Origin of the sequence: Embleya sp. NPDC020630 (genome assembly GCF_044334985.1) — a bacterium.
GTDB lineage: Bacteria > Actinomycetota > Actinomycetes > Streptomycetales > Streptomycetaceae > Embleya.
This window is the reverse complement of the sequence record NZ_JBIRUB010000005.1, coordinates 476939-502960: the sequence shown is the minus strand read 5'-3', so window position 1 is coordinate 502960 and position 26022 is coordinate 476939. Positions and strand designations below refer to the sequence as shown.

Genomic DNA, 26022 nt, shown 5'->3' with positions numbered 1-26022 from the left:
GGGCTTGCGCAGGCCCTCCACTCGGCCGCGTCGGCCTTCCCTCGGCGGCCCGGATCCGCCTATGGTCGATCGATGAGCACTGCCCGTTCGCCCGAGCGCGCCCTGTACGCCGTCAGCGACCTGCATTCCGCCATTCCGTCCAACCGCAGACTCGTCGAGGGCATCCGGCCGGGGCACGACGAGGACTGGATCCTGGTCGGAGGCGATGTGGCCGAGCACGTCGAGGAGACCGCCTCGACCCTGCGCCTGCTCGCCGAGCGTTTCGCCCGGGTGATCTGGGTGCCGGGCAACCACGAGTTGTGGTCCACCAACGACGACCCGGTGCAACTGCGCGGCGAGGAGCGCTACCGGCATCTCGTGGCGATGTGCGGGGAGTTGGGGGTGCTGACCCCGGAGGATCCGTTCCCGGTCTGGGACGGCCCGGGCGAAACCGTCACCGTGGCACCGATGTTCGTGCTCTACGACTACACCTGGTGGCCGCCGGGCGCGGCCACGCAGCAGCAGGCGTTGGACGCGGCATACGAGGCCGGCGTGGTGTGCAGCGACGAGTTCATGCTGCACCCGGATCCGTATCCGACCCGCGGCGACTGGTGCCGGGCCCGGGTGGCGTACACCGAGGACCGGCTCGCGGCGGCGGCCGATCCGGCGGCGCCGTTCCTGATGGTCAACCACTTCCCGCTGGTCCGGCAGCCTACGGACGTGCTGTGGTACCCGGAGTTCGCCCAGTGGTGCGGCACCGACCTGACCGCCGACTGGCATCGGCGTTTTCCGACCGCGGCCGTGGTGTACGGCCACCTGCACATCCCGCGCACCACCTGGTACGACGGGGTGCGTTTCGAGGAGGTCTCGCTCGGCTATCCGCGCGAGCGCAAGAACGGGCTGCGCAGGCCGATTCCGCGCCGGATCCTGCCCGCCGAGGTCGCCGGGACCGCCGGAGCCGGCCGTTCGGGGCAATCGGCGGGTGCCCGATGACGATGATCGACCGCATTCTGCCGCCCGGGGTGTTCGCCGAGGAGTGCTTCGACGACCCCGACGGGCCGCCGCTGTACCCGGCCGAGGAGGCGCTGCTCGCAAACGCCGTGGACAAGCGGCGCCGCGAGTTCACCACCGTCCGACGGTGCGCGCGGCGCGCGTTGGCCCGGATGGGCGTGCCGGCCGCGCCGTTGTTGCCGGGGCTGCGTGGTGCGCCCGGTTGGCCGGCCGGCGTGGTCGGCAGCATGACGCACTGCGACGGGTATCGGGCCGCGGTGGTCGCGGACGCCGCCGCGGTGCTGACCCTGGGCATCGACGCGGAGCCGGCGGGGCCGCTGCCCGACGGCGTCCTCGAGGCGGTCTCGTCCGAGACCGAGCGCAAACACCTGCGCGAACTGGCCGCCGATCGGCCGGAGATCCCTTGGGACCGGCTCCTGTTCAGCGCCAAGGAGTCCGTCTACAAGGCGTGGTTCCCGCTCACCTCGCGCTGGTTGGACTTCGCCGAGGCCGAACTCGAATTCGACCCGGCGGCGGGCACGTTCGACGCCCGGCTGCTGATCGAGGATCGACCGCTGGACGGGTTCGCGGGACGGTGGCAGGTGGATCTGGGCATCGCGGTGACGGCGATCGTGGTGCGACACGGCGACTGACGCGCTCGGGGCGGGGCCGTCGCCGGCCCCGCCCCGGTCCGCCCGTCGGCATCGGTATCGCCGTCAGTTCGGCGTGAACCGCACCAGGTTGTCCGCCGTGGGCCGCCACGCCTCGGCGAATTCCGCCGGCAGTTCGATGGCGTCCAGGATCGGATGCCTCGGTACCGAGACCCGATAGCGGATCCGCCAGCCGCGCGGCGTGTGTTCGAGGATGTCGTAGTAGTCCCCGCCGTGTACCTCGCCGTCGATCAGCGTCGCGATGTAGCGGCTGCGGGCCCGGACCGTACCACCCGCGTCCACCAGGAGCACGGTGTCGAGTGTCTGGTGGTCGGGGGTGTCCGGACTGCGGCGGCCGGTGAACTGCCGGGCCGAGGCGATGCCTTCGATGGTGTAGCCGGCGCCGATGGTGTTCTCGATCACCGCGTTGTCCGTGAACACCCGGTGCAGGTCCTCGACTTCGTCGTTGTCGAAGACGTGCGCGAACTGCGCGAGGGTGTCGTGGATCTCCGCGACGTCCGCCGCGCTCAGCGCGGGGCCGCCGGTCACGGCGCGACCACCTCGGCGAGCCGGACCGCGAGCGGGAAGGCGACCCTGGTCACGCCCGCCCCGGCCTCGCGGGGGGCGCGCGGCAGGCTCAGCCGATAGGCGATCCGCCAGCCGGCCGGGGTCTTCCGGAGGATGTCCAGGAATTCGCCGCCGGTGATCCGACCGGCGGGGTTGATCCCGATGTAGCGGCTGCGCGTCTGGACCTGGCCGTGCTCGTCCACCTCGACCGTCGTGTTGACCGTGTGGTGGTCGGGCGTCGCCGCGCTCTTGCTCCGGGTGTACTCGGCGAACTCGGCGATGCCGTGGAAGGCCCGCTTGGGCCCGAGGCCGATCTCGACCACGACGTCCTCGGTGAACACGAGGTCGAGTCCGTCCACGTCACCGTTGTCGAAGACGTGCGCGAACAGCGCGAGCGTGCGGTGGATCTCGGCGAGGTCCACCGGGGTCAATACCTTCGTCATGAATGTCCCAGCCTCGAAGTGATGTCGTATCGCAGTGGCGGTGGCGGTGGCGGTGGCGGTGGCGGTGAAGGGGGCGGGCTCATCGGGCCAACCCGGCGGCCCAGTCCACGATGGTCGCCGCGGTCAGGTCGGCGTGGTCCTCCAGGACGGTGAAGTGGTCGCCGGTGATCTCGATCAGGTCGTGCGGCAGGGGCCAGTACGCCCGCCAGTCCCACCGGCCCTCGGGGTCGATCACGGTGCCCGCCACCGGCGTATCCGCCTGCGCGACCAGCGTCGGGGTGGCGATCGGCCGCGGCTTCCAGTCCGCGAACAACCTCTGGTAGAGCCCCATCGTGCTGAGGTTGGTGTCGTCGAGCGTCATGTCGTACTGCGCGACGCGCCCGAGCATCCCCTCGATCATCGCGGGCAGCCACCAGTCCATGCCCGGCACCAGGGCGGTATCGATCGGGAAGGTGTCGACCAGGCCGAGCCCGACCGGGTACACCCCCTCGGCCTCCAGACGTCGGGTCACCTCGTGCGCGATGCATCCGCCCATCGAGCGGCCGACGACGACGAACGGCTCGTCCCCCACCGCCGCGCGCACGGTCTCCACGTGCATCCGCAGCAGCGCGTCCGCGTGATCCGGCAGCGACTCGTCGGCCACGAATCCCGGCGTCTGGATCACGAACACGTCCCGCTCGCCCTGGAACACCTGCCCGAACCGGGCGTATTCGTGCGGTCCGGAGATCGCGCTGAGCGACGGGAAGCAGACGATCTTCGGCCCGGCCTCGCCGGTAGCCAACCGCAACACCGGCTTGACGTGCCGATCCCGTTCGGACTCCGCGAACGACGGCCGCAACCCCGCCGAGGCCATGATCACCTCGGCGGCCGTGGTGTACTTCTCGGCCGCGCACAGTTGCACGTAGAACGACGCGAGCGCGCCCTTGACCCGGTCGGACCCGGTGGGCGTCGCACTCGGCTGTTCGTCGCGCGACGTGCCCTGCTCCGCGAGCGCGGTGCCCAGGTGCCTGGCGAGGGCGCGCGGGGTCGGATGCGCGATGGTCACCGTCGCCGGCAACCGCAGGCCCGTCGCCGTGGCGAGCCGGTTGCGCAGTTCGACGGCGGTCAGCGAGTCCAGGCCGACCTCCAGGAACGCCTGTTCCGCGTCCACCGATTCGTCGGCGGCATGGCCCAGGACCACCCCCAACTCGGTCCGGACCAGGTCCACCAGGATCTCGTCCCGCTCCGCTTCGCCGGCCGCCGCGAGCCGCCGACCGAGCCCCGACTCGGCAACCGCCGGGGCGGTACGCGCCACACGCCGCTTGCGCCGCCCGGCACCGGCGTCGGCCGCCCGGGCGCGCGAAGCGGTGGGCCCGTCCGCGAGCCGCCCGGCGGGCACCGGACGCGACGTCAGCGACCCGACCGAGAGCACCGGCGCGCCGGTCTCGTCCCAGGCCGCCACCGCCACCGTGTCCGGCCCGGCGGGGGTGAGCCGAACCCGCAGCCGGGCGGCCCCGGTCGCATGCAGCCGTACCGCGTTCCACGCGTAGGCCAAGCTCGTCCCGACCTCCTCGCCGGCCGCCTCGGCCCGCCGCAACGCATCGACCACCGCCACATGCAGCGCGGCATCCAGCAGCGCCGGATGCAGCCCGAACTCCCCGGCCTGCTCCGTCCCTTCCCCGGCCGCCCCGACCTCGGCGAACAACGCCTCGTCGGTCCGCCAGGCGGCCCGCAGCCCCTGGAACACCGGCCCGTAGTCGATCCCGGCCGCGGCCAACACCTCGTACGCGTCCTCGACCGGCACCGACACCCCGTCGGCGGGCGGCCAACTGCCCACCTCCGGCGCGGTGTCGTCCTCGGCGGACTCCGGTGCCAGGAAGCCGCCGGCATGCCGCGCCCACTCCGCGCCGTCCCCCGCCGCCTCGTCCCGGGAGAACACCGCGAACCGCCGCCGCCCGTCCTCGCCCGCCGAGCCCACCGCGACCTGGATGTGCACGCCGGCATCGGAGTCGGCGGCTTCGGCGTCGGCGGCGGCTTCGGCCTCGTGGGCAAGGATCAGCGGCGCCTCGATCACGAGTTCGTCCACCACGCCGAGACCGACCTCGTCACCGGCCCGCACGGCCAGTTCCAGGAAGGCGGACGCGGGCAACAACACCGTGTCGCGGACCGCGTGATCGGCCAGCCACGGATGTGTACGCAGCGACAGCCGTCCGGTCAGCAGGACATCGTCCCCGTCGCCGGTGCCCACCGAGGCCCCGAGCAACGGATGCCCCACCGACCGCAGGCCCAACGACGACGCACCGGCGGCGGGGCGGTCGAGTGTCTCGCGCCAGTACCGCCGACGCTGGAACGCGTAGGTGGGCAACGCCACGCGCCGGGGTTGGTGTTCGGTGAAGGCGGCGGCCCAGTCCACCGGGACGCCCCGTACGAAGGCTTCGGCAAGCGAGGTGTACAGGCGCTGCGCGCCGCCCTGGTCGCGGCGCAACGTACCGACCACCACGGGGTGTTCCGGGCCGGACTCCTCCAACGTGGCCTCGATCGCGGCGGTCAGCACGGGGTGCGGACTCGCCTCGACGAACACGCCGTGCCCGGATTCGGCCAGCCCGCGTACCGCCTCCTCGAAGCGCACGGTCTCGCGCAGGTTGGTCGCCCAGTACGCGGCATCCATCCCGGCGGTGTCCAGCCAGTCCCCGGTCACCGTCGACCACAACGGCACCGACCCGGAAACCGGCACAATCTCGGCCAAATCCGTGACGATCCTCGCGCGAATCTCCTCCACCTGCGCCGAATGCGACGCGTAGTCCACCGGGATCAACCGCGCCCGACCACCCTCGTCGGTCACCACGGCCACCAGCTCGGCCAACGCGTCCGGTTCACCGGACACCACCACCTGACCCGGGCCGTTCACCGCCGCGACCGAGATCCGCCCGTCCCACGCCGCGATCCGCTCCCGCACCGTCGGCTCGGGCAACGCCACCGACGCCATCCCGCCCCGCCCCGACAGCGCCACGATCGCCCGACTCCGCAGCGCCACCACCCGCGCGCCGTCGTCCAGCGACAACCCACCGGCCACCACGGCCGCCGCAATCTCACCCTGCGAATGCCCCACGACCGCGTCCGGCGTCACGCCGAAGGACCGCCACACCTCCGCCAACGACACCAACACCGCCCACAACACCGGCTGGACCACATCCACCCGATCCAACGACGGCGCACCCTCCACCCCGGTCAACACATCCACCGCCGACCAGTCCACGAACGACTCCAGAGCCTTCGCGCACTCACCGAACCGAGACGCGAACACCGAAGACTGGCCATACAGTTCCGCCGCCATACCGACCCACTGCGAACCCTGACCCGGAAACACGAACACGGTCCGGCCCACCGGACCGACCGACCCCGAGACCACTCCGGCCGCCGATTCGCCGCGCCGTACCGCGTCCAGGTTCTCGATCAACCCGCTGCGGTCGCCGATCACCACCGCGCGCTCCGCGAACGCCGCCCGTGTGGTGACCAGGGAGAAACCGACGTCGGCGGTCGATGGCGCGGCATCCCCATCGAGTCGATCGAGCAACCGCTCCGCCTGAGCGTGCAACGCCTCCGGCGTCTTCGCCGACAACACCCACGGGAGAACGTCGTCCGACACCGGTCGCTCGTCGGCCGGTTCGCCCTCGGTCGAGGGCTGTTCGAGAATGACGTGCGCGTTGGTCCCGCTCACCCCGAACGCCGACACCGCCGCCCGCCGAGGCCGATCCACCTCCGGCCACGGCCGAGCCTCGGTCAACAACCGCACCCCGCCCGACGACCAGTCCACATGCGGCGTCGGCTCGTCCACATGCAGCGTCTTCGGCAACACCCCGTGGCGCAGCGCCTCCACCATCTTGATCACCCCGGCCACACCCGCAGCCGCCTGCGCATGACCGATGTTCGACTTCAACGAGCCCAACCACAACGGCCGACCCGCCGGACGATCCCGCCCATACGTCGCCAACAACGCCTGCGCCTCGATCGGATCACCCAGCGTCGTCCCGGTCCCGTGCGCCTCCACCACGTCCACCTCGTCGGCGGACAGTTCGGCACCGGCCAACGCCGCCCGGATCACCCGCTGCTGCGCCGGGCCGTTCGGCGCGGTCAGGCCGTTGGAGGCGCCGTCCTGGTTGACCGCGCTGCCGCGCACCACCGCGAGCACCTCGTGGCCCAGGCGTTCGGCGTCGGAAAGCCGTTCCAGGATCAGCACTCCGACCCCCTCGGCCCAACCGGTGCCGTCGGCCGACGCGGCGAACGCCTTGCACCTGCCGTCCACGGAGAGCCCGCGTTGCCGGGAGAACTCGACGTAGCCCATCGGCGAGGCCATCACCGTGGCCCCGCCCGCGACCGCGAGATCGCTTTCCCCGCTGCGCAGCGACTGGGCCGCGAGGTGCAGCGCGACCAGCGACGACGAGCACGCGGTGTCCACCGTCACCGCCGGACCCTCGAAGCCGAAGGTGTACGAGATCCGGCCCGACGCGACGCTGCCGAGCGTGCCCGTGCCGAGATAGCCCTCCAGCTCCGGCGGCACCCGGTCGAGCGCGGGCGCGTAGTCGATGCCCGCGATCCCGGTGAACACCGCCGTGCGACTGCGGCGCAGGCCGGTAACGTCGATCCCGGCCCGCTCGAAGGCGTCCCACGCGGTCTCCAGGAGCAGGCGCTGCTGGGGGTCGGTGGCCGGTGCCTCGCGCGGCGAGATCCCGAAGAACGCCGCGTCGAAGTCGCCCGCGTCCGGGAGGAAGGAGCCCGCCACGGTGTAGGTGGTGCCCGGCCGGTCGGGATCCGGGTCGTAGAGGTCGCGCAGGTCCCAGCCGCGATCGGTGGGCGCCTCGCCGACCGTGTCGGTGCCGGATTCGACCAGCCGCCACAGGTCCTCGGGCGAGGTCACCCCGCCCGGAAGCCGGCAGGCCATCCCGACGATCGCGATCGGCTCGCGCCGACTCGCCTCCACTTCGCGGACCCGCTTGCGGGCCTCTCGGACATCGGCCAGCGCACGTTTGAGATATCCCCGGAGCTTGTCTTCGTCGGACATGGAGCTGCCTTTCCTGAGTGATGGGACCTGGGGTGGTCGGTCGGGGTCCGGGGGATCAGAAGGATTCGACGTTGCCGTCGAGCAGGCCGAACAGTTCCTCGTCGGTGGCACTGTCCAGATCGATCTCGTCCGGGTCGGCGGACGCCGGACCGGATGCCGTGCCGGGTACCGCTTCGTCCCACTTGGCGGTCAGCACCCGCAGTCGCTCGATGATCGCCAACCGCTGGGCGGAGTCCCCGAGATCGGCGGTCAACGTGGCGTCCAGGCGGTCGAGTTCGGCCAGCGCGTCGGGCAGGGGCAAGCCGGGGCCGGCGGCGGCAAGCCGCTCGGCGAGGAATTCGGCGACGTCGGCCGGGGTGGGGTAGTCGAAGACCAAGGTGGCGGGCAGCTCCAGACCCGAGCCGGCCTTCAGCCGGTTGCGCAGCTCCACGGCGGTCAACGAGTCGAACCCCAGTTCCCGAAAAGCACGTTCGGGCTCGACCGAGGCCGCGTTCCCGTGCGCGAGCACGACCGCCGTCTCGGCCCGGACGAACTCCAGTACGGCGGGCACTCGTTCGGTGCCGACCAGACCGGCGAGGCGCCCCGGGAGCACCGGGCCGGCCGCCGAGTCGGCGCCCGATTCGGCCGCACCCGGCAGCCCGAGCGCGCTCGTACCTCCGCCCACGGCCGTCCGGCTCCCGTCCAGCCAGAAGCGTTCGTGCTGGAAGGCGTAGGTCGGCAACTCGACCGACCGGGGACGGAATCCCGCATAGGCCACACTCCAGTCGACCTCCACCCCGCGCACCCAAACCTCGGCCAGCGAGGTGTACAGGCGCTGCGCGCCGCCCTGATCGCGGCGCAACGTACCGACCACCAGGGAGCGGCCCGACGTCGTGACTTCCAGGGTCTCCTGGATCGCCGCCACCAGGACGGGGTGCGGGCTCGTCTCGACGAACACGCCGTGCCCGGAATCGGCCAGCCCGCGAACGGCCTCCTCGAAGCGCACGGTCTCGCGCAGGTTGGTGGCCCAGTACTCCGCATCCATCTCGGCCGTGTCCAGCCACTCGCCGGTCACCGTCGACCACAGCGGCACCGATCCGGACACCGGCACGATCCCCGCCAAGTCCGCGACGATGCGGTCCCGAATCTCCTCCACCTGCGCCGAATGCGACGCGTAGTCCACCGGGATCAACCGCGCCCGACCACCCTCGTCGGTCACGGCCGCCACCAACTCGGCCAACGCGTCGGGTTCGCCGGACACCACGACCTGTCCCGGGCCGTTCACCGCCGCGACGGAGATTCGCCCATCCCACGCCGAGAGACGCTCTCGAAGCACCTCGGCCGACTCCGCCACCGACGCCATCCCGCCCCGCCCCGACAGCGCCACGATCGCCCGACTCCGCAGCGCCACCACCCGCGCGCCGTCGTCCAGCGACAATCCACCGGCCACCACCGCCGCCGCGATCTCGCCCTGCGAATGCCCCACCACCGCATCCGGAACGACCCCGAACGAGCGCCAGACCTCGGCAAGCGACACCAACACCGCCCACAACACCGGCTGGACCACATCCACCCGATCCAACGACGGCGCACCCTCCACCCCGGTCAACACATCCACCGCCGACCAGTCCACGAACGACTCCAGAGCCTTCGCGCACTCACCGAACCGAGACGCGAACACCGGAGACTGGCCATACAGTTCCGCCGCCATACCGACCCACTGCGAACCCTGACCCGGAAACACGAACACGGTCCGACCGAGGGTGCCCGTCGCGGACCCGGTCACCACACCGGCCGCCGATTCGCCCCGGGCCAGCGCGCCCAGTTCTTCGGGCAGCGTGTCCGAGGCGCCGATCAGCACCGCGCGCTCCTCCAGGGCCGCGCGCGAGGCGATCAGCGCCGCGCCGACGTCCACCGGGTCGAGGTCGGCCCCGGCCAGGGTGTCGATCAGCCGAGCGGCCTGGCCGCGCAGGGCCGGTGCCCGCTTGGCCGAGATCAGCCACGGCAGCACCGCGTCGGGGCCCCGGTGCGGGTCGGCGGCCTCGGGGGCGGCGTCCGGCGGAGCCTGCTCCAGGATCACGTGCGCGTTGGTCCCGCTGACCCCGAAGGACGAGACTCCGGCCCGGCGCGGGCGCCCGGTCTCCGGCCAGGGACGGGCCTCGGTCAGCAGTCGTACCCCGCCGGACGACCAGTCGACATGCGGCGTCGGCTCGTCCACATGCAGCGTCTTGGGCAACACCCCGTGGCCGAGCGCCTCCACCATCTTGATCACCCCGGCCACCCCGGCGGCGGCCTGGGCGTGCCCGATGTTCGACTTCAACGACCCCAGCCACAAGGGGCGATCCGCCGGACGATCCCGCCCATAGGTCGCCAACAGCGCCTGCGCCTCGATCGGATCACCCAGCGTCGTCCCGGTCCCGTGCGCCTCCACCACGTCCACCTCGGCCGCCGGCACGCCCGCGTTCGCCAACGCCGCCCGGATCACCCGCTGTTGGGCCGGGCCGTTGGGCGCCGTCAACCCGTTCGACGCACCGTCCTGGTTGACCGCCGAACCCCGGACGACCGCCAGTACCCGATGCCCGTTGCGCCGCGCGTCCGACAACCGCTCCAGGAGCACCAATCCGACGCCCTCGGCCCAGCCGACGCCGTCCGCCGCGCCCGCGAACGCCTTGCAGCGGCCGTCCACGGACAGTCCGCGCTGCCGAGAGAACTCGGTGAACGCCCCGGGCGAGGCCATCACCGCGACCCCACCCGCGACCGCCAGGTCGCTCTCGCCCAGGCGCAACGACTGTGCGGCCAGGTGCAGGGTGACCAGGGACGACGAGCACGCCGTGTCGATCGTGACCGCCGGGCCCTCGAAGCCGAACGAGTACGAGATCCGGCCCGACGCGACACTGCCCGCATTGCCGTTGCCGACGTAACCCTCCAGAGCGGCCGGTACGTTCCCCGGGTGCGGCGCGTAGTCGTGGTACATCACCCCGGCGAACACACCCGTCCGGCTGCCGCGCAGCGTGGTCGGGTCGATCCCTGCCCGCTCGATCACCTCCCAGGTCGTCTCCAGGAGCAGCCGCTGCTGCGGATCGGTGGCCAGCGCCTCCCGGGGCGAGATCTCGAAGAAGCCCGCGTCGAACTCCGCGGCGTCGTAGAGGAATCCGCCGTGCCGGGTGTACGACTTGCCGGACGCCTCCGGGTCCGGGTCGAACAGCTCCTCGACGTGCCACCCACGATCCTCGGGGAACGCCCCTACCGCGTCGGTACCGGAGGCCACCAACCGCCACAGGTCGCCGGCGGACGAGACACCGCCCGGCAGCCGGCAGGCCGTGCCGACGATCACGATGGGATCGTCCGTGCCCGGCGGGGGTGTTGCCACGGCCGGGCTCGGCTCGGCCACTCCCGCCGCCTCGCCCAGCAATTCGCCGCGCAGGAACTCGGCGAGGGCGGCCGGGGTGGGCTGGTCGAAGACCAGCGTCGCGGGCAACCGCAGACCGGTGGTCACGCCCAGCCGGTTGCGCAGCTCGACCGCCGTGAGCGAGTCCATGCCCACGTCGCCGAACGCACGTCGTGCACCGAGCGTTTCGGGGTCGGCGCCGAGTACGCCCGCGACCTCGGCGCGGACCAGGTCGAGCAGTTCGCGCTCCTGATCGGCCGGACTCAGGCCGGCCAGTCGGGCGGTCAACGCCCCGCCGCCCGCCGACCGGGCCGCCGTGGCGACGCGTCGGCTCGGCCGGACCAGCCCGCGCAGTAGCGCCGGTACCGCGTCCGGCCGGGCCCGCAGGCCGGCCAGATCCAGCGGCGCCGGAATCGGCACCGCCGAGTCCGGCCCGTCGGCGCCGCCTCGGGGCCGCACCACGTGATCGAACAGGCGCAGTCCGTCCGCCGTGGCCAGCGGCCGGATGCCGGCCCGGGCCGCACGCCGCCGGTCCGCCTCCCCCAGCCCGGCGGTCATCCCGCCGGCCTCGGCCCACATCCCCCACGCCAACGACACCGCCGGCAGCCCGAGCGCCCGCCGGCGCAGCGCGAGCGCGTCCAGGAAGCCGTTGGCCGCCGCGTAGTTGCCCTGTCCGGGCCCGCCGAGCACACCCGCGACCGAGGAGAACAGCACGAAGCCCGCCAGGTCCTGATGCCGGGTCAACTCGTGCAGGTGCCATCCGGCGTCGACCTTGGGCCGCAGTACCGCCGCCAGCCGCTCGGGCGTGAGCGCATCGACCACGCCGTCGTCGATCACGCCCGCCGCGTGCACCACGGCGGTGAGCGGATAGGCCGCCGGCACGCTCGCGATCAGTGCGGCCAGCGCGTCCCGGTCGGCCACGTCGGCCGCCGCGACGGTGACCTCGGCGCCGAGGTCGGTCAGCTCGGCCAGCAACTCGCCCGCGCCCGGCGTTTCGAGGCCGCGTCGGCCGGTCAACAGCAGCCGTCGCATGCCGTGTTCGGTCACCAGGTGACGGGCGACCAGGGCACCGAGCACGCCCACACCGCCGGTCACCAGGACGGTCCCGTCCGGATCCCAGCCGCGCGTGTCCTCGACCGACCCCGAGCCGACCGCCGCCGACTCGATCCGCCGCAGTCTCGGCACGTACAAAGCCCCGCCACGCACCGCCAGTTGCGGTTCGTCGGCGTCGCGCGCACCCGCATGGGCCGCACCGAGCGCGGCCTCCGAGGCCGGCTCCCCGTCGTAGTCGATCAGTACGATCCGGCCAGGCTGTTCCGCCTGCGCCGACCGCACCAGACCGGCCACCGCGGCGGCGGCCGGGTCGGGATCCTCCCCCGCGGCCACCGCGAACGCGCCGCGCGTGAGCACCACGATGCGTTCGGCCTCCGACCGCAGGACCTCCAGCACCCGCGTGGTCTCCCGATGTGCCGAAGACGACGCGTCCTGCTCCGTCGGCCGCACCGCCACGACCACCGCGCCGGCACCGAACTCCCGGCCGTCCTCGCCCGGCGCCCCGATCGGAGCCGCTCCCTCGACCCACTCCACCTCGAACAACGCGTCCCGCTCGGGCGTTCGGGCCCCCTCCAGCTGATCCGCCGTCACCGTCCGGGTGGCCAGGGACTCGATCGAGACCACCGGCGCGCCGTTCCCGTCGGCGGCTGTGAAGGTCAGCTCGCCCGGGCCGGTCGAGCCGATCCGGATCCGCAGCTCGGTCGCGCCGGACGCGTGCAGCCGTACCCCGTTCCAGGCGAACGGCAGTCGGCGCCCCTCGGCCGCGTCCGGATCGGCCAGGCTCCGCACCGAGGCGATGTGCAGCGCGGCGTCGAGCAGGGCCGGGTGGAGGCCGAACCGGGCCGCGTCCGGGTGTTCGTCGGCCGGCAGCGCGGCCTCGGCCAGGATCTCGCCGCCGAACCGCCAGGCGGCGCGCAGGCCGCGGAAGGCCGGGCCGTAGTCGATGCCCGCCTCGGCCAGGGCCGCATACGCCTGAGAGACGTCGATCGGGCTCGCGCCGGCGGGCGGCCACGCCCCGGCGTCGCCGGACCGGGCCGGCGCCTCGGCGGCCTGCCCCGGGTCCTCCGACATGCTCAGGAAGCCCACCGCGTGCCGGGTCCAGGGCGCGTCCGCGTCGGCGTCGGCCGGTCGCGCGTACACCGCGATCGGCCGACGGTCGGCGGACTCACGCGCCCCGACGACCACCTGAAGCTGCACCGCGTCGCGCTCGCGCAGGATCAGCGGCGCCTCGATCACCAACTCCTCGACGGTGTCCAGGCCGACCTCGTCCCCGGCCCGGATCGCCGCCTCCACGAAGGCTGTTCCGGGCACCAGGACCGATCCGAACACCACATGCCCGGCCAGCCACGGATGGCCGCGCAGGGACAATCGCCCCGTCAGCACCACCGTCTCCGCGCCGCCGTCGGCCGCACCGCCCGCCACTCGCAACGACGCGGCGAGGAGCGGGTGGTCGGCCGCGCCGAGCCCGAGCCCGGACGCGTCGTCGGCGCCCACGGCGGGCTGGTCGATCCAGAACCGCCGGTGCTGGAAGGCGTACGTCGGCAGGTCGACCCGCCGGGCGCCGGAACCGGCGTACCACGCGGGCCAGTCCACCGTCGCGCCGTGCACGTGGGCCGTGCCGAAGGCAAGCAGCGCGCTCTCGCTCTCGGGCCGGTCCCGGCGCAGCGCGGCGGCGAACGCCGGTGCGTTCCCGCCCTCGTCCGCGTCCGCGTCCGCGTCCGCCAGGCTGTCCTGGGCCATCGCGGTCAGCACCCCGTCGGGGCCCAGTTCCAGGTAGGTGGTCACGCCCGCGTCGGCCAGGTGGGCGATCACGTCCCGGAATCGCACCGCCTCCCGAACGTGTGCCACCCAGTGCGCGGCGTCGAGCGGTCGCCCGGCGTCGGCGGGTCGACCGGTGAGGTTGGAGATCACCGGGACGCGCGGCACGTGGTGGGTCAGACCGGCCGCGATCCGGCCGAACTCGTCTAGCATCCCGGCCATCAGCGGTGAGTGGAACGCGTGGCTGACCCGCAGTCGTTTGGTCTTGCGGCCCTGCGCGGCGAACTCGGCGGCGACCGCGAGCGTCGCCTCGGCGGCCCCGGACAGCACGATTGAGCGTGGCCCGTTGATCGCCGCCACCGCCACCTCGCTCTCCCGACCGGTCAGCGCGGCGGCGACCTCCTCCTCCGTGGCCTGGACGGCGACCATCGCGCCGGTCGTGGGCATCGCCTGCATCAGCCGGGCCCGGGCGGCGACCAGGGTCGCGGCGTCGGACAGGGTGAGTACGTCCGCCACATGTGCGGCGGTCAGTTCGCCGAGCGAGTGTCCGGTGACGAAGTCCGGCCGCAGGCCCCAGGACGCGTACAGCCGGTACAGCGCCACCTCGATCGCGAACAGCGCCGGTTGTGCGTACACCGTCCGGTCGAGTTGTTCGGCCGCGTCCTCGACCAGGCCGAACACCACGTCGCGCAGCGGGTACGGAACGTGCCCGGCCAGTTCGGCGTCGAGGGCCGCGGCGACCTCGTCGAAGGCGGCGGCGAACACCGGTTGCGCGGCGTGCAGTTCGCGGCCCATACCGACGCGCTGGCTCCCCTGCCCGGTGAACAGGTAGGCCAGCGGCCCCGATCCGCCCGCACCGCCACGCACGACGCCGGCCGCGGGCGTGTTCGCCGCGAGTGCGTCGAGGCCGGCCAAAAAGCCCGCCGGGTCGTCGGCGACCACGATCGCGCGTTCGTCGAACCGGGCCCGGGCGGTGGCCAACGAATAGCCGACGTCGAGCACGTCGGCACTCCCCAGCGCCGCACCGCGCACGTGCGCGGCCAGTCGGGCCGCCTGGGCGCGCAGCGCGGCGGGGGTCCTGGCGGTGAGCAGCCACGGCGTCGTGCCCGACGCTCGCCGCGCACTCGCCTCCCCCGGTTCGGCCGGCAGGCCCCGATCGGCGGCCTCGGGCTGTTCGAGGATCAGGTGTGCGTTGGTCCCGCTCGCGCCGAACGCCGAGATCCCCACACGTCGGGGCCGGCCGGTCTCCGGCCAGGCCCGGGCCTCGGTGAGCAGCCGAACCGCGCCCGCCGACCAGTCCACGTGCGGGGTCGGTTCGTCGATGTGCAGCGTCCTGGGCAGTACGCCGTGCCGCATCGCCTCGATCATCTTGATCACGCCGACGATCCCGGCGGCGGCCTGGGTGTGGCCGATGTTGGACTTGGCCGAGCCGATCCACAGCGGCCGGTCCTCGGGCCGGTCCCGACCGTAGGTCGCGATCAGCGCCTGGGCCTCGATCGGGTCGCCCAGGGTGGTTCCGGTGCCGTGTGCCTCGACCGCGTCGATGTCGGCGGCGGTCAGCCGGGCGTCGCGCAGCGCCTGGCGGATCACCCGCTGCTGCGAGGGCCCGTTGGGCGCGGTCAGGCCGTTGGAGGCGCCGTCCTGGTTGACCGCGCTGCCGCGCAGGACCGCGAGGACCCGGTGGCCCAGGCGGCGGGCGTCCGCGAGCCGTTCGACCAGGACCAGACCGGTGCCCTCGGACCAGCCGGTGCCGTCGGCGGCGCCGGCGAACGCCTTGCAGCGCCCGTCCGCGGCCAGCCCGCGCTGTCGGGAGAACTCGACGAAGCCCAGCGGCGACGCCATCAGCGTCACCCCGCCGGCCAGCGCGAGGTCGCATTCGCCGCTGCGCAGCGAGTGGGCCGCGAGGTGCAGCGCGACCAGCGAGGACGAGCACGCGGTGTCCACTGTGACGGCCGGGCCCTCGAAGCCGAACGAGTAGGCGATCCGCCCGGACGCGACACTGGCCGCGTTGCCGTTGCCGATGTAGCCGCCGACCTCGTCGGGCACCCGGCTCAACCGGGCCGCGTAGTCCTGGCCGTTGAGGCCGGCGAAGACCCCGGTGCGGCTGCCGGCGAGGGTGGTGGGGTCGATGCCGGCCCGCTCGAACAGCTCCCACGCGGTTTCCAGGAGGAGCCGGTGTTGCGGGTCGGTGGCCAGTGCCTCGCGCGGCGAGATACCGAAGAACTCGGCGTCGAAGCCCGCGATGTCGGGCAGGAACGCACCCTGGCGGGTGTACGACTTTCCCGGTCGATCGGGGTCGGGATCATACAACTCCTCGACGTCCCAGCCTCGATCGGCGGGGAAGTCGCCGACCACGTCGATGCCTTCGGCCAGGATGCGCCACAGCTCCTCGGGGGATTCCGCGCCGCCGGGCAGCCGGCAGGCCGCGGAGACGATCGCGATCGGCTCGGGGGTCGGGTTGCGCGCCTCCTCCAACCGGGCCTGTGTGTCGTGCAGTTCGACGGTCAGCCGCTTGAGCAGGTGGCGGATCTGCTGGTCGCTCATGGTGGTTGTGCCTTTCGCGTGGACCGGCCGGTCGGGAGCTACCGGCGGGTCGGGGAATGCCGGCGGATCAGGAGATGCCGAACTGCTTGCCGATGAATTCGATGAGTTCGGCGTCGGTGGCCGCGTCGATCTCCTCGTCGATCGCGCCGACTTCCGGGCCGTCGGACCCGGCGCCGGGCGCCACGGCGGCGGCCCAGCGGGCGGCGATCGTGGTCAACCGCTCGGCCGAGGAGGCGTGTTCGACCGGATCGACGGCCGGGTCGCCGGCCGCGTGGGCGAGCAGCGCCTCCAGACGGTCGATCTCGGCCCGCACGGTCTCCGCGTCCACGATGGTCCGCGGCACGAGTTCGCCGCGCAGGAACTCGGCGAGCGCGTTCGGGGTCGGGTGGTCGAAGACCAGCGTCGCGGGCAATTTCAGACCGGTCTCGACGGTCAGCCGATTGCGCAGTTCGACGGCGGTCAGCGAGTCGAATCCCTGGTCCCGGAAAGGCTTTTTGGCCTCGACCGAGGCGGCCGAGGCGTGCCCGTGCACGATCGCCGCCTGGGTCCGGACCAGGTCGACCAGATGCGGTCGGCGCTGCTCCTCGGGGAGTTCGGCGAGCAGCGCGGTCAGCCTGCTCGCGGGGGTCTCGGCGCCGGCGGCACCGTGCGTCGCGGCCGGTCCGGCCGCCGGCGCCCGAAGCAGCTCGGCGACCAGCGGGTGCGCCCGGTCCCGGAACAGCACGTCCCAGTCGATGTCGCAGACCGTCAGGTGGCTCTCGTCGGCGTCGAGGACGTATCCGAGCGCCTGCACCGCGCGGGCCGGGTCGAGCATGGTCAGGCCCTGCCGGCCCAGTCGTTCCTCGATCTCCGGCGCGGCGATCCCGCCGCCGGCCCAGTGTCCCCAGGACACCGAGGTGGCGACCCGCCCGGCCTGCCGGCGGCGTGCCGCCAGCGCGTCCAGATAGGCGTTGCCCGGCGCGTAGTTGCCCTGCCCGGCCACCCCGCAGATCCCGGCCACCGAGGAGAACAGCACGAATGCCGACAGGTCGAGATCGCGGGTGAGTTCGTCCAGGTGCCGGGCGCCGTCCACCTTGACCCGCGACACCCGCTGCTGCTGCTCCACAGTCAGGTCCCCGATCACCGCGTCGTCCAGGATCGCCGCCGCGTGCAGCACCGCGGTCAGCGGGAACGCTTCCGGGACCCGGTCCAGTACGGCCGCCAGCGCGGCTCGATCGGCCACGTCGCACGCGGCGAACGAGACCTCGGCGCCGAGCGCGGTGATCTCCCGCGCGAGCCGTGCCGCGCCGGGCGCGTCCGCGCCGCTGCGGCTGACCAACAACACGTGCTCCGCGCCGCGTTCGGCCACCCAGCGGGCCACGTGTCCGCCGAGCGCGCCGGTGCCCCCGGTGATCAACACCGTGCCGGACGGCCGCCAGGTCGTGGCCGGCCGCGCCGCGCCGAGCGGCGCACGCACGAGTCGGCGGCCCCGAAGCCCGCTCGCCCGTACCGCCACCTCCTTCTCGTCCGCCGCCCCGGCCAGCACGGCCGTCAGTCGCGTCCACACCGGTGCCGTGGCATCCCCGGTCGGGTACTCGCCCGGCAGGTCGATCAGGCCGCCCCACGACCCGGGACTCTCCGCCGCGACGACTCCGCCGAAGCCCCACACCTGCGCCTGCTCGGGTACCCGTACCGGATCCCCCGCCTCGACGGACACCGCACCGTCGGTCGCCACCCACAGCGGCGCCGACACCCCGGCGTCGTCCAGCGCCTGGACCAGCGCGACGGTGGCCGCCGAGCCCCACGGCACCGCGTCGAACCCGGGCGCCGTGCCGTCGGCGAGCGCCAACAACGAGAGCACGCCGGCGATCGGCCCGCGCGGCCGCGCCACCAGGTCCCGCAACGCGGCGCGTTCACCCGCTCCACGCGCCACCGGAATCGGCTCCACCCGGGCCCCGGCGGCCGTCAGGACCGCCGTCAGGAAGTCCGCCCAGGCCGTCGCGGCCTCCGCCTCCGGGACCAGGAGCAGCCAGGTGCCGGCGAGCCTGCCGGGCCCGGTGCCGCCGACCGGACGCCAGACGATGCGGTGCCGCCACGCGTCGATCGTGGCGTCCGAGCGCCGCCGGTCCCACCACGACGACAACGCGGGCAATACCTCGCCCAACGACTCGGCCGAGGCGTCCGCCCCGAGCGCCGCCGCCAGTTCGACCCGATCGCCACGCTCCACCAGGTCCCAGAACGCGGCGTCGATCGACGCCGTCGATGCCGACGCCGAACCGGTCGCCGAGACCCCCTGTTCGGTGTCCCGAATCCAATACCGCCTGCGCTCGAACGGGTAGGTGGGCAGCTCGACGACCCGCGCCCCAACCCCGGCGAAACCGGCCGTCCAGTCGACCGCGACCCCGCGCACGAATGCCTCGGCAAGCGAGGTGTACAGGCGCTCCGCGCCACCGTGGTCGCGCCGCAACGTGCCCACCACAACAGGGTGTTCCACGCCGACCTCGTCGAGCGTGGCCTCGATCGCGGCGGTCAGCACGGGGTGCGGACTCGCCTCGACGAACACCCCGTGCCCGGTGGCGGCCAGACCCCGAATCGCCTCTTCGAAGCGCACGGTCTCGCGCAGGTTGGTCGCCCAGTACGCGCCGTCCATCTCCGCGGTGTCCAACCACTCCCCGGTGACCGTCGACCAGAGCGGAATCGTTCCGGAAACCGGCACTATCCCGGCCAGATCGGCGACGATCCGGGCGCGTATCTCCTCCACCTGCGCCGAATGCGACGCGTAGTCCACCGGTATCAGCCGGGCCCGGCCGTCCTCCTCGGTCACCGCCGCCACCAACTCGGCCAACGCGTCGGGCTCGCCGGAAACCACCACCTGACCGGGGCCGTTCACCGCCGCGACCGAGATCCGGCCGTCCCAGGCCGCGATCCGCTCGCGCACCGCCACGAGCGGCTCGGCCACCGAGGCCATCCCGCCCCGACCGGACAGCGCCACGATCGCCCGACTCCGCAGCGCCACCACCCGCGCGCCGTCGCGCAGCGACAATCCACCGGCCACCACCGCCGCCGCGATCTCACCCTGGGAGTGACCCACGAGCGCGTCCGGGACGACCCCGTACGCCCGCCAGACCTCGGCCAGCGACACCAACACCGCCCAGAGCACCGGCTGGACCACGTCCACCCGATCCAATGACGGCGCACCCTCGATCCCGGTCAACACCTCCACCGGCGACCAGTCGACGAAATCGGCCAGTGCGGTCGCGCACTCCTCGAACCGGGCCGCGAACACCCGGGACTCGCCGTACAGTTCCGCCGCCATACCTGCCCACTGCGAGCCCTGCCCCGGGAACACGAACACGGTCTTGCCGACCGGCCCGGCCGTCCCGGTCACCACGCCCGTCGGGCGATCACCGCGTGCCAGTGCCTCCAGGTTCGCCGATCGATCCGCCGAGCCGACCAGTACCGCGCGCTCCGCGAACGACGCCCGCGAGGCGACCAGCGAGAACGCCACATCCACGGGGTTCTCGTCGAGCACGCCCCGCGCCCCGGCGGCCTGTGCCCGCAGCGCGTCGGGTGTCCGGGCCGACAACACCCACGGGAACACGTCGTCGACGGGCGGGCGTTCGTTGGCCGGCCCGCTCTCCGGCGGGGCCAGTTCGAGGATCACGTGCGCGTTGGTCCCGCTCACCCCGAAGGCGGACACCGCCGCCCGCCGGGGCCGATCCACCTCGGGCCAGGCACGCGCCTCGGTCAGCAGGCGCACCCCGCCCGAGGACCAGTCCACATGCGGCGTCGGCTCGTCCACGTGCAGCGTCTTCGGCAACACGCCGTGCCGCAGGGCCTCCACCATCTTGATCACCCCGGCCACCCCGGCGGCGGCCTGGGCATGCCCGATGTTGGACTTCAACGAGCCCAGCCACAACGGCCGGTCCTCGTCCCGGCCCCGACCGTAGGTGGCCAACAACGCCTGTGCCTCGATCGGATCACCCAGCGTCGTCCCGGTCCCGTGCGCCTCCACCGCGTCCACCTCACCGGCGGACAACCCGGCGTTGGCCAGCGCCGCGCGGATCACCCGCTGCTGCGACGGGCCGTTCGGCGCCGTCAACCCGTTCGACGCGCCGTCCTGGTTCACCGCCGAACCACGCAGCACGGCGAGCACCCGGCGGCCCGCGCGCCGCGCGTCCGACAACCGTTGCACCACCACGAGCCCGACGCCCTCGGCCCAGCCCGTGCCGTCGGCCGCGCCGGCGAACGCCTTGCACCTACCGTCGACGGACAGGGCGCGCTGCCGGGAGAATTCGACGAGCATGTTCGGCGACGCCATCACCGCGACCCCGCCGGCCAGCGCGAGATCGCTCTCGCCCGAGCGCAGCGACTGGGCCGCCAGGTGCAGCGCGACCAGCGACGACGAGCACGCGGTGTCCACCGTGACCGCCGGGCCCTCGAAGCCGAGGGTGTACGAGATGCGGCCCGAGGCGACACTGCCCGCGGTGCCGGTGCCGAGGTAGCCCTCCAGGCCCTCCGGGGTCTCGGTCAGGTCGCGCAGGTAGTCCTGGCCGGCCACGCCGGCGAACACCCCGGTCCGGCTGCCGCGCAGCGTGTCCGGGTCGATCCCGGCCCGCTCCAGCGCCTCCCACGAGGTCTCCAGAAGCAGCCGCTGCTGCGGGTCCATCGCCAATGCCTCGCGCGGCGAGATGCCGAAGAAGGCGCCGTCGAACTCGGTCGCCTCCGGCAGGAAGGCACCGTTGCGGGTGTACGACGTGCCGACCCGATCCGGATCGGGGTCGTACAGCCCCTCGACGTCCCACCCGCGGTCGGTGGGCAGCCCGCCCACCGCGTCCGTGCCGGCCGTCACCAGGCGCCACAGATCGGCGGGCGAGGCCACCCCGCCGGGCAATCGGCAGGCCATCCCGACGATCACCACGGGATCGTCGGTGGTGTCCGGCCCGGAGGCCGTCTCGACCACGTCCGCCGCCTCGACCCCGCCCAGCAGTTCGCCGCGCAGGAACTCGGCGAGCGCGTTCGGGGTCGGGTAGTCGAAGACCAGCGTCGCGGGCAACTTCAGGCCGGTCTCGGCGGACAGTCGATTGCGCAGTTCCACCGAGGTCAGCGAGTCGAATCCCTGATCCCGGAAGGGTTTGGCGACGTCCACGACGGCGGGGCTCGCGTGCCCCTGGACAACGGCCGCCTGGGCCCGCACCCTCTCCACGAGGAAGCGCGGGCGGTCGGCCGTACCGAGCGCGGCGAGTCGGGCGGCGAAGCCGTCGGCGGACGGGGCGTCGAGCGCGGCCGGGCGGGCACCGGTAGCGCCGCCGGTCGCGTCGAGCAGTTCGGTGACCAGCGGGGCGCGGCGGTCGCGGAACAGCACGTCCCAGTCGATGTCGCAGACCGTCAGGTGGCTGTCGCCGGCGTCGAGAACCCGGCCCAGCACCCGGATGGCGAGTTCGGGATCGAGCATCCGCAATCCCTGGCGCCCGAGTCGTTCCTCCACCTCGGGTGCGGCGATGCCGCCACCGGCCCAGTGGCCCCAGGAGATGGCCGTCGCGGGCAGTCCGGCGGCCCGGCGGCGGGCCGCCAGCGCGTCCAGATAGGCGTTGCCCGGCGCGTAGTTGCCCTGTCCCGGCACCCCGCAGATGCCCGCGAGCGAGGAGAACAGGACAAACGCGGACAGGTCGAGATCGCGGGTGAGTTCGTCCAGGTGCCGGGCGCCGTCCACCTTGACCCGCAGCACGCGGTCGAGTTGATCGAGGGTCAGATCGGCGATCACCGCGTCGTCGAGCACCGCGGCGGTGTGCACGACGGCGGTCAGCGGCAGGTCGGCCGGGATGGCGGCGAGTACGTCGGCCAGCGCCGCACGGTCGCCGACGTCGCACGCGGCGAACGAGACCCGGGCACCGAACGCGCCCACCTCGGCCGCGAGCGCCGCCGCTCCCGGGGCGTGCGCTCCGGACCTGCTCACCAACAACACGTGCGGCGCGCCGCGTTCGGCCACCCAGCGGGCCGCGTGCCCGCCCAGCGCGCCGGTGCCGCCGGTGACGAGCACGGTCCCGGTGGGCTGCCAGGGCGTCGGGTCCGGGCCGGTGTCCGGCGCGGCCCGGACCAGCCTGCGCGCCCAGATCGCCGCGTCGCGCACCGCGATCTCGGTCTCGCCCGTGGCCCCGGAGAGCACGGCGACCAGTCGGTCGGCCGCCGCCCCGGTCGGGATCCGCGCCGGGAGGTCGATCAGGCCGCCCCACAGGTCGGGCAGTTCGGCCGCGGCGATCCCGCCGAAGCCCCATACCTGGGCCTGTTCGGGCACCCGCACCGGGTCCTCGGCGCCGATCGACACCGCACCGCCGGTCACGGCCCACACCGGGGCGACCACACCCGCGTCCCCCAGGCCCTGGACCAGCGCCAGAGTCGCCGCCGCACCCCACGGCACCGCGGCGAAGCCGGGCACCGGGCCCTCGGCCAGGGCGAGCAACGACACGATGCCGGCGACGGGTCCGCCCGCCGCCGCGACCGCGTCCGTCAGCAGGTCCCGCAGCGTCCCACGATCCGCGTCCTCCCGAGCCACCGCCAGCGGCACCACCCGGGCGCCGGCAGCCGCGAGCGCATCGCCGAACCACTCGGCCCACGGCGCGACCTCGGGGTCGTCCGGCACCGCAAGCAGCCAGATCCCATCCGGCCGCGACCGCCCCGGATCGGCCACCGGACGCCAGACGATCCGGTGTCGCCAGGACTGCGTCACCGCGCCGGACCGCCGCCGCTCCCACCAGGACGACAGGGCCGGGAGTACCGCGCCCAACGGCTCGGCCAGATCCCCGTCCACGTCCCCGAGGGCAGCCGACAACCCCGCCGGGTCACCACCCTCGACGAGTTCCCAGAAGGCCGAGTCCGCCACGGCCTCCACCGGTTCGGTGTGCTCACCGGTGTCCAGCCAGAACCGCTCGCGCTGGAAGGCGTAGGTGGGCAGCGAGACCCGCGGCAGGGTGCCCTCGGCAAACGCGAACGCGGCCTCCCAGGACACCGGCACCCCGCGGACGAACGCCTCCGCGAGCGAGGTGTGCAGCCGAAGCAGATCGCCCTGCTCCCTGCGCAGCGTGCCGACTACGACCGGGTCGACCGCGCCGGCCGCCTCCAGGGTGTCCTGGATCGCGGCGGTCAGCACGGGGTGCGGGCTCACCTCGACGAACACACCGTGATCGGTCTCGGCAAGGCCGCGTACCGCCTCCTCGAAGCGCACGGTCTCGCGCAGGTTGGTCGCCCAGTACGCGGCGTCCATCTCGGCGGTGTCCAGCCAGTCCCCGGTCACCGTCGACCACACCGGGACCGTCCCGGACACCGGCGCGATCGCGGCCAGATCCGCGACGATCCGCGCCCGGATCTCCTCCACCTGCGCCGAATGCGACGCGTAGTCCACCGGGATCAACCGCGCCCGACCGCCCTCGTCGGTCACGGCCGCCACCAACTCGGCCAACGCGTCCGGTTCACCGGACACCACCACCTGACCCGGACCGTTCACCGCCGCGACCGAGATCCGCCCATCCCACGCCGCGATCCGCTCCCGCACCGTCGGCTCGGGCAGCGCCACCGACGCCATCCCGCCCCGCCCCGACAAGGCCAGGATCGCCCGGCTGCGCAGGGCGACGACCGTGGCGCCGTCCTCCAGTGACAACCCGCCGGCCACCACCGCCGCCGCGATCTCACCCTGGGAGTGACCCACGAGCGCGTCCGGGAGGACTCCGTACGCCCGCCAGACCTCGGCCAGCGACACCAACACCGCCCACAACACCGGCTGGACCACGTCCACGCGATCCAACGACGGCGCACCCTCGACCCCGGTCAGTACGTCGACCAAGGACCAGTCCAGATGCGGTTCGACGGCCTTGGCGCACTCGTCGAAACGGGCCGCGAACACCGGTGCCTGGGCGTACAGGTCGGCGGCCATGCCGGTCCACTGCGAGCCCTGGCCGGGGAAGACGAAGACGGTGCGGCCGGGTGCCCCGGCCGTGCCGGTGACCACGGCCGGGGTCTGCTCGCCGCGCGCCAACGCGTCGAGCCCGGCGACCAGTTCCGTACGGTCCGCGCCCAGGACGACGGCACGCTCGCCGAGGACCGAGCGGGAAGAGACGAGCGCGAAGCCGACCTCGGCCGCGCCGGGCACGTCGGTCAATCGAGCCGCCTGCGCGCGCAGCGCCGGTACCGACTTGGCGGAGAGCACCCACGGAATCGACGGCGCCGACACGGTCGTCGGCGGCTCGGCGACCTCCCGGTCCTCGTCCGGCAGTTCCAGGATCACGTGTGCGTTGGTCCCGCTCACCCCGAACGCCGACACCGCCGCCCGCCGAGGCCGATCCACGTCCGGCCACGGCCGGGACTCGGTCAACAACCGCACCCCGCCCGACGACCAGTCCACATGCGAGGTGGGCTCGTCCACGTGCAACGTTTCGGGCAGCACGCCGTGGCGCAGCGCCTCGATCATCTTGATCACCCCGGCTACCCCCGCTGCGGCCTGGGCGTGCCCGATGTTGGACTTCAACGAGCCCAGCCACAGCGGCTGTTCCGGCGTGCGGTCGCGGCCGTAGGTGGCGAGCAGTGCCTGGGCCTCGATCGGGTCGCCGAGCCGGGTGCCGGTGCCGTGTGCCTCGACCGCGTCCACGTCGGCCGGGGTCAGGCCGGCGTTGGCGAGTGCCCGGCGGATCACCCGCTGCTGCGATGGGCCGTTGGGGGCGGTGAGTTGGCTGCTGGTGCCGTCCTGGTTGACCGCACTGCCCCGAAGGACGGCGAGCACCCGGTGGCCGGCCTGACGGGCGTCCGAGAGCCGTTCCAGGACGAGCAGGCCGACGCCCTCCGCCCAGCCGGTACCGTCGGCGGCGCCGGCGAACGCCTTGCAGCGGCCGTCGGCAGACAGTCCGCGCTGGCGGGCGAACTCGACGAACATCCCGGGCGAGGCCATCACCGTGGCCCCGCCCGCGAGGGCGAGGTCGCATTCGCCCGAGCGCAGCGACTGGGCCGCCAAGTGCAGCGCGACCAGCGACGACGAGCACGCGGTGTCGACGGTCACCGCCGGACCCTCGAAGCCGAAGGTGTACGAGATCCGGCCCGACGCGACGCTGGTGGTGCTGCCCGTCAACACGTAGCCGTCGACCCGGTCGGGCGTGGACTTGTACAGGCGTGGCGTGTACTCCTGCGCGATCACGCCGGCGAAGACGCCGGTGGCCGAGCCGCGGACCGCCGCCGGGTCGATCCCGGCGTCCTCCAGCGCCTCCCAGGCGGTCTCCAGGAGCAGTCGCTGCTGCGGGTCGGCGGCCAGCGCCTCGCGCGGCGATACGCCGAAGAACGCTGCGTCGAACTCGGCGGCGTCGTGCAGGAATCCGCCCTGTCGGGTGTACGTCTTGCCGACCGCGTCCGGGTCCGCGTCGTAGAGGCCGTCCAGGTCCCAGCCCCGGTCGGTGGGGAAGCCGCCGATCGCGTCCCGGCCCTCGGCCACCAGCCGCCACAGGTCCGCCGCCGAATGCACGCCCCCGGGCAGCCGGCAGCCGATGCCGACCACGGCGATCGGCTCGTTCCGGGCCTCCTCGTTCTCCCGCAACCGGCGCCGGGCCTGGTGCAGGTCGGCGGTCACCCGGGTCAGGTAGTCACGCAGCTTCTCTTCGTTCGCCATGGGGTATCAGC

General features: G+C 73.5%; 5 protein-coding genes and 2 pseudogenes. 2 read left to right on the top strand and 5 right to left on the bottom strand.

What is annotated here, in order from left to right; all coding sequences use genetic code 11:
- Positions 1-72: 72 nt before the first annotated feature.
- On the top strand, positions 73-972 hold the full coding sequence (locus tag ACH4XV_RS20870; protein WP_395791820.1) for a metallophosphoesterase family protein: 900 nt from the start codon (positions 73-75) through the stop codon (positions 970-972).
- 2 nt (positions 973-974) lie between these two features.
- A complete protein-coding gene (locus ACH4XV_RS20865) occupies positions 975-1622 on the top strand; it encodes a 4'-phosphopantetheinyl transferase (RefSeq protein WP_395791818.1) in 648 nt (215 codons plus the stop codon).
- Positions 1623-1685: 63 nt separating this feature from the next.
- Here ACH4XV_RS20865 and ACH4XV_RS20860 read toward each other — a convergent pair whose 3' ends face one another.
- The 5 genes and pseudogenes from ACH4XV_RS20860 to ACH4XV_RS20840 all read right to left on the bottom strand — a co-directional run bounded on the left by ACH4XV_RS20860 (position 1686) and on the right by ACH4XV_RS20840 (position 25972).
- Positions 1686-2168 carry a nuclear transport factor 2 family protein gene (locus tag ACH4XV_RS20860; RefSeq protein ID WP_395791816.1) on the bottom strand — a complete coding sequence of 161 codons (483 nt, stop codon included), beginning with the start codon at positions 2166-2168 and terminating at the stop codon, positions 1686-1688.
- The gene (locus ACH4XV_RS20855; RefSeq protein ID WP_395791814.1) at positions 2165-2629 is read right to left on the bottom strand and encodes a nuclear transport factor 2 family protein; all 465 of its coding nucleotides are present in this window, start codon (positions 2627-2629) and stop codon (positions 2165-2167) included. The genes ACH4XV_RS20860 and ACH4XV_RS20855 overlap by 4 nt, the downstream gene beginning before the upstream one ends.
- Before the next feature lie 79 nt (positions 2630-2708).
- Positions 2709-7625 (bottom strand): annotated as a pseudogene (locus tag ACH4XV_RS20850) (acyltransferase domain-containing protein); the annotation flags it as partial.
- 421 nt (positions 7626-8046) lie between these two features.
- Positions 8047-16293, bottom strand: a pseudogene (locus tag ACH4XV_RS20845) (type I polyketide synthase); the annotation flags it as partial.
- A gap of 163 nt (positions 16294-16456) precedes the next feature.
- Positions 16457-25972 carry a type I polyketide synthase gene (locus ACH4XV_RS20840; protein WP_395792018.1) on the bottom strand — a complete coding sequence of 3172 codons (9516 nt, stop codon included), beginning with the start codon at positions 25970-25972 and terminating at the stop codon, positions 16457-16459.
- Positions 25973-26022 lie beyond the last annotated feature (50 nt).

Bases quoted from the DNA above. Each gene is read 5' to 3' on its own strand.
- ACH4XV_RS20870 (WP_395791820.1), top strand. From the start codon at position 73: ATGAGCACTGCCCGTTCGCCCGAGCGCGCCCTGTACGCCGTCAGCGAC.
- ACH4XV_RS20865 (WP_395791818.1), top strand. From the start codon at position 975: ATGATCGACCGCATTCTGCCGCCCGGGGTGTTCGCCGAGGAGTGCTTC.
- ACH4XV_RS20855 (WP_395791814.1), bottom strand. From the start codon at position 2,629: ATGACGAAGGTATTGACCCCGGTGGACCTCGCCGAGATCCACCGCACG.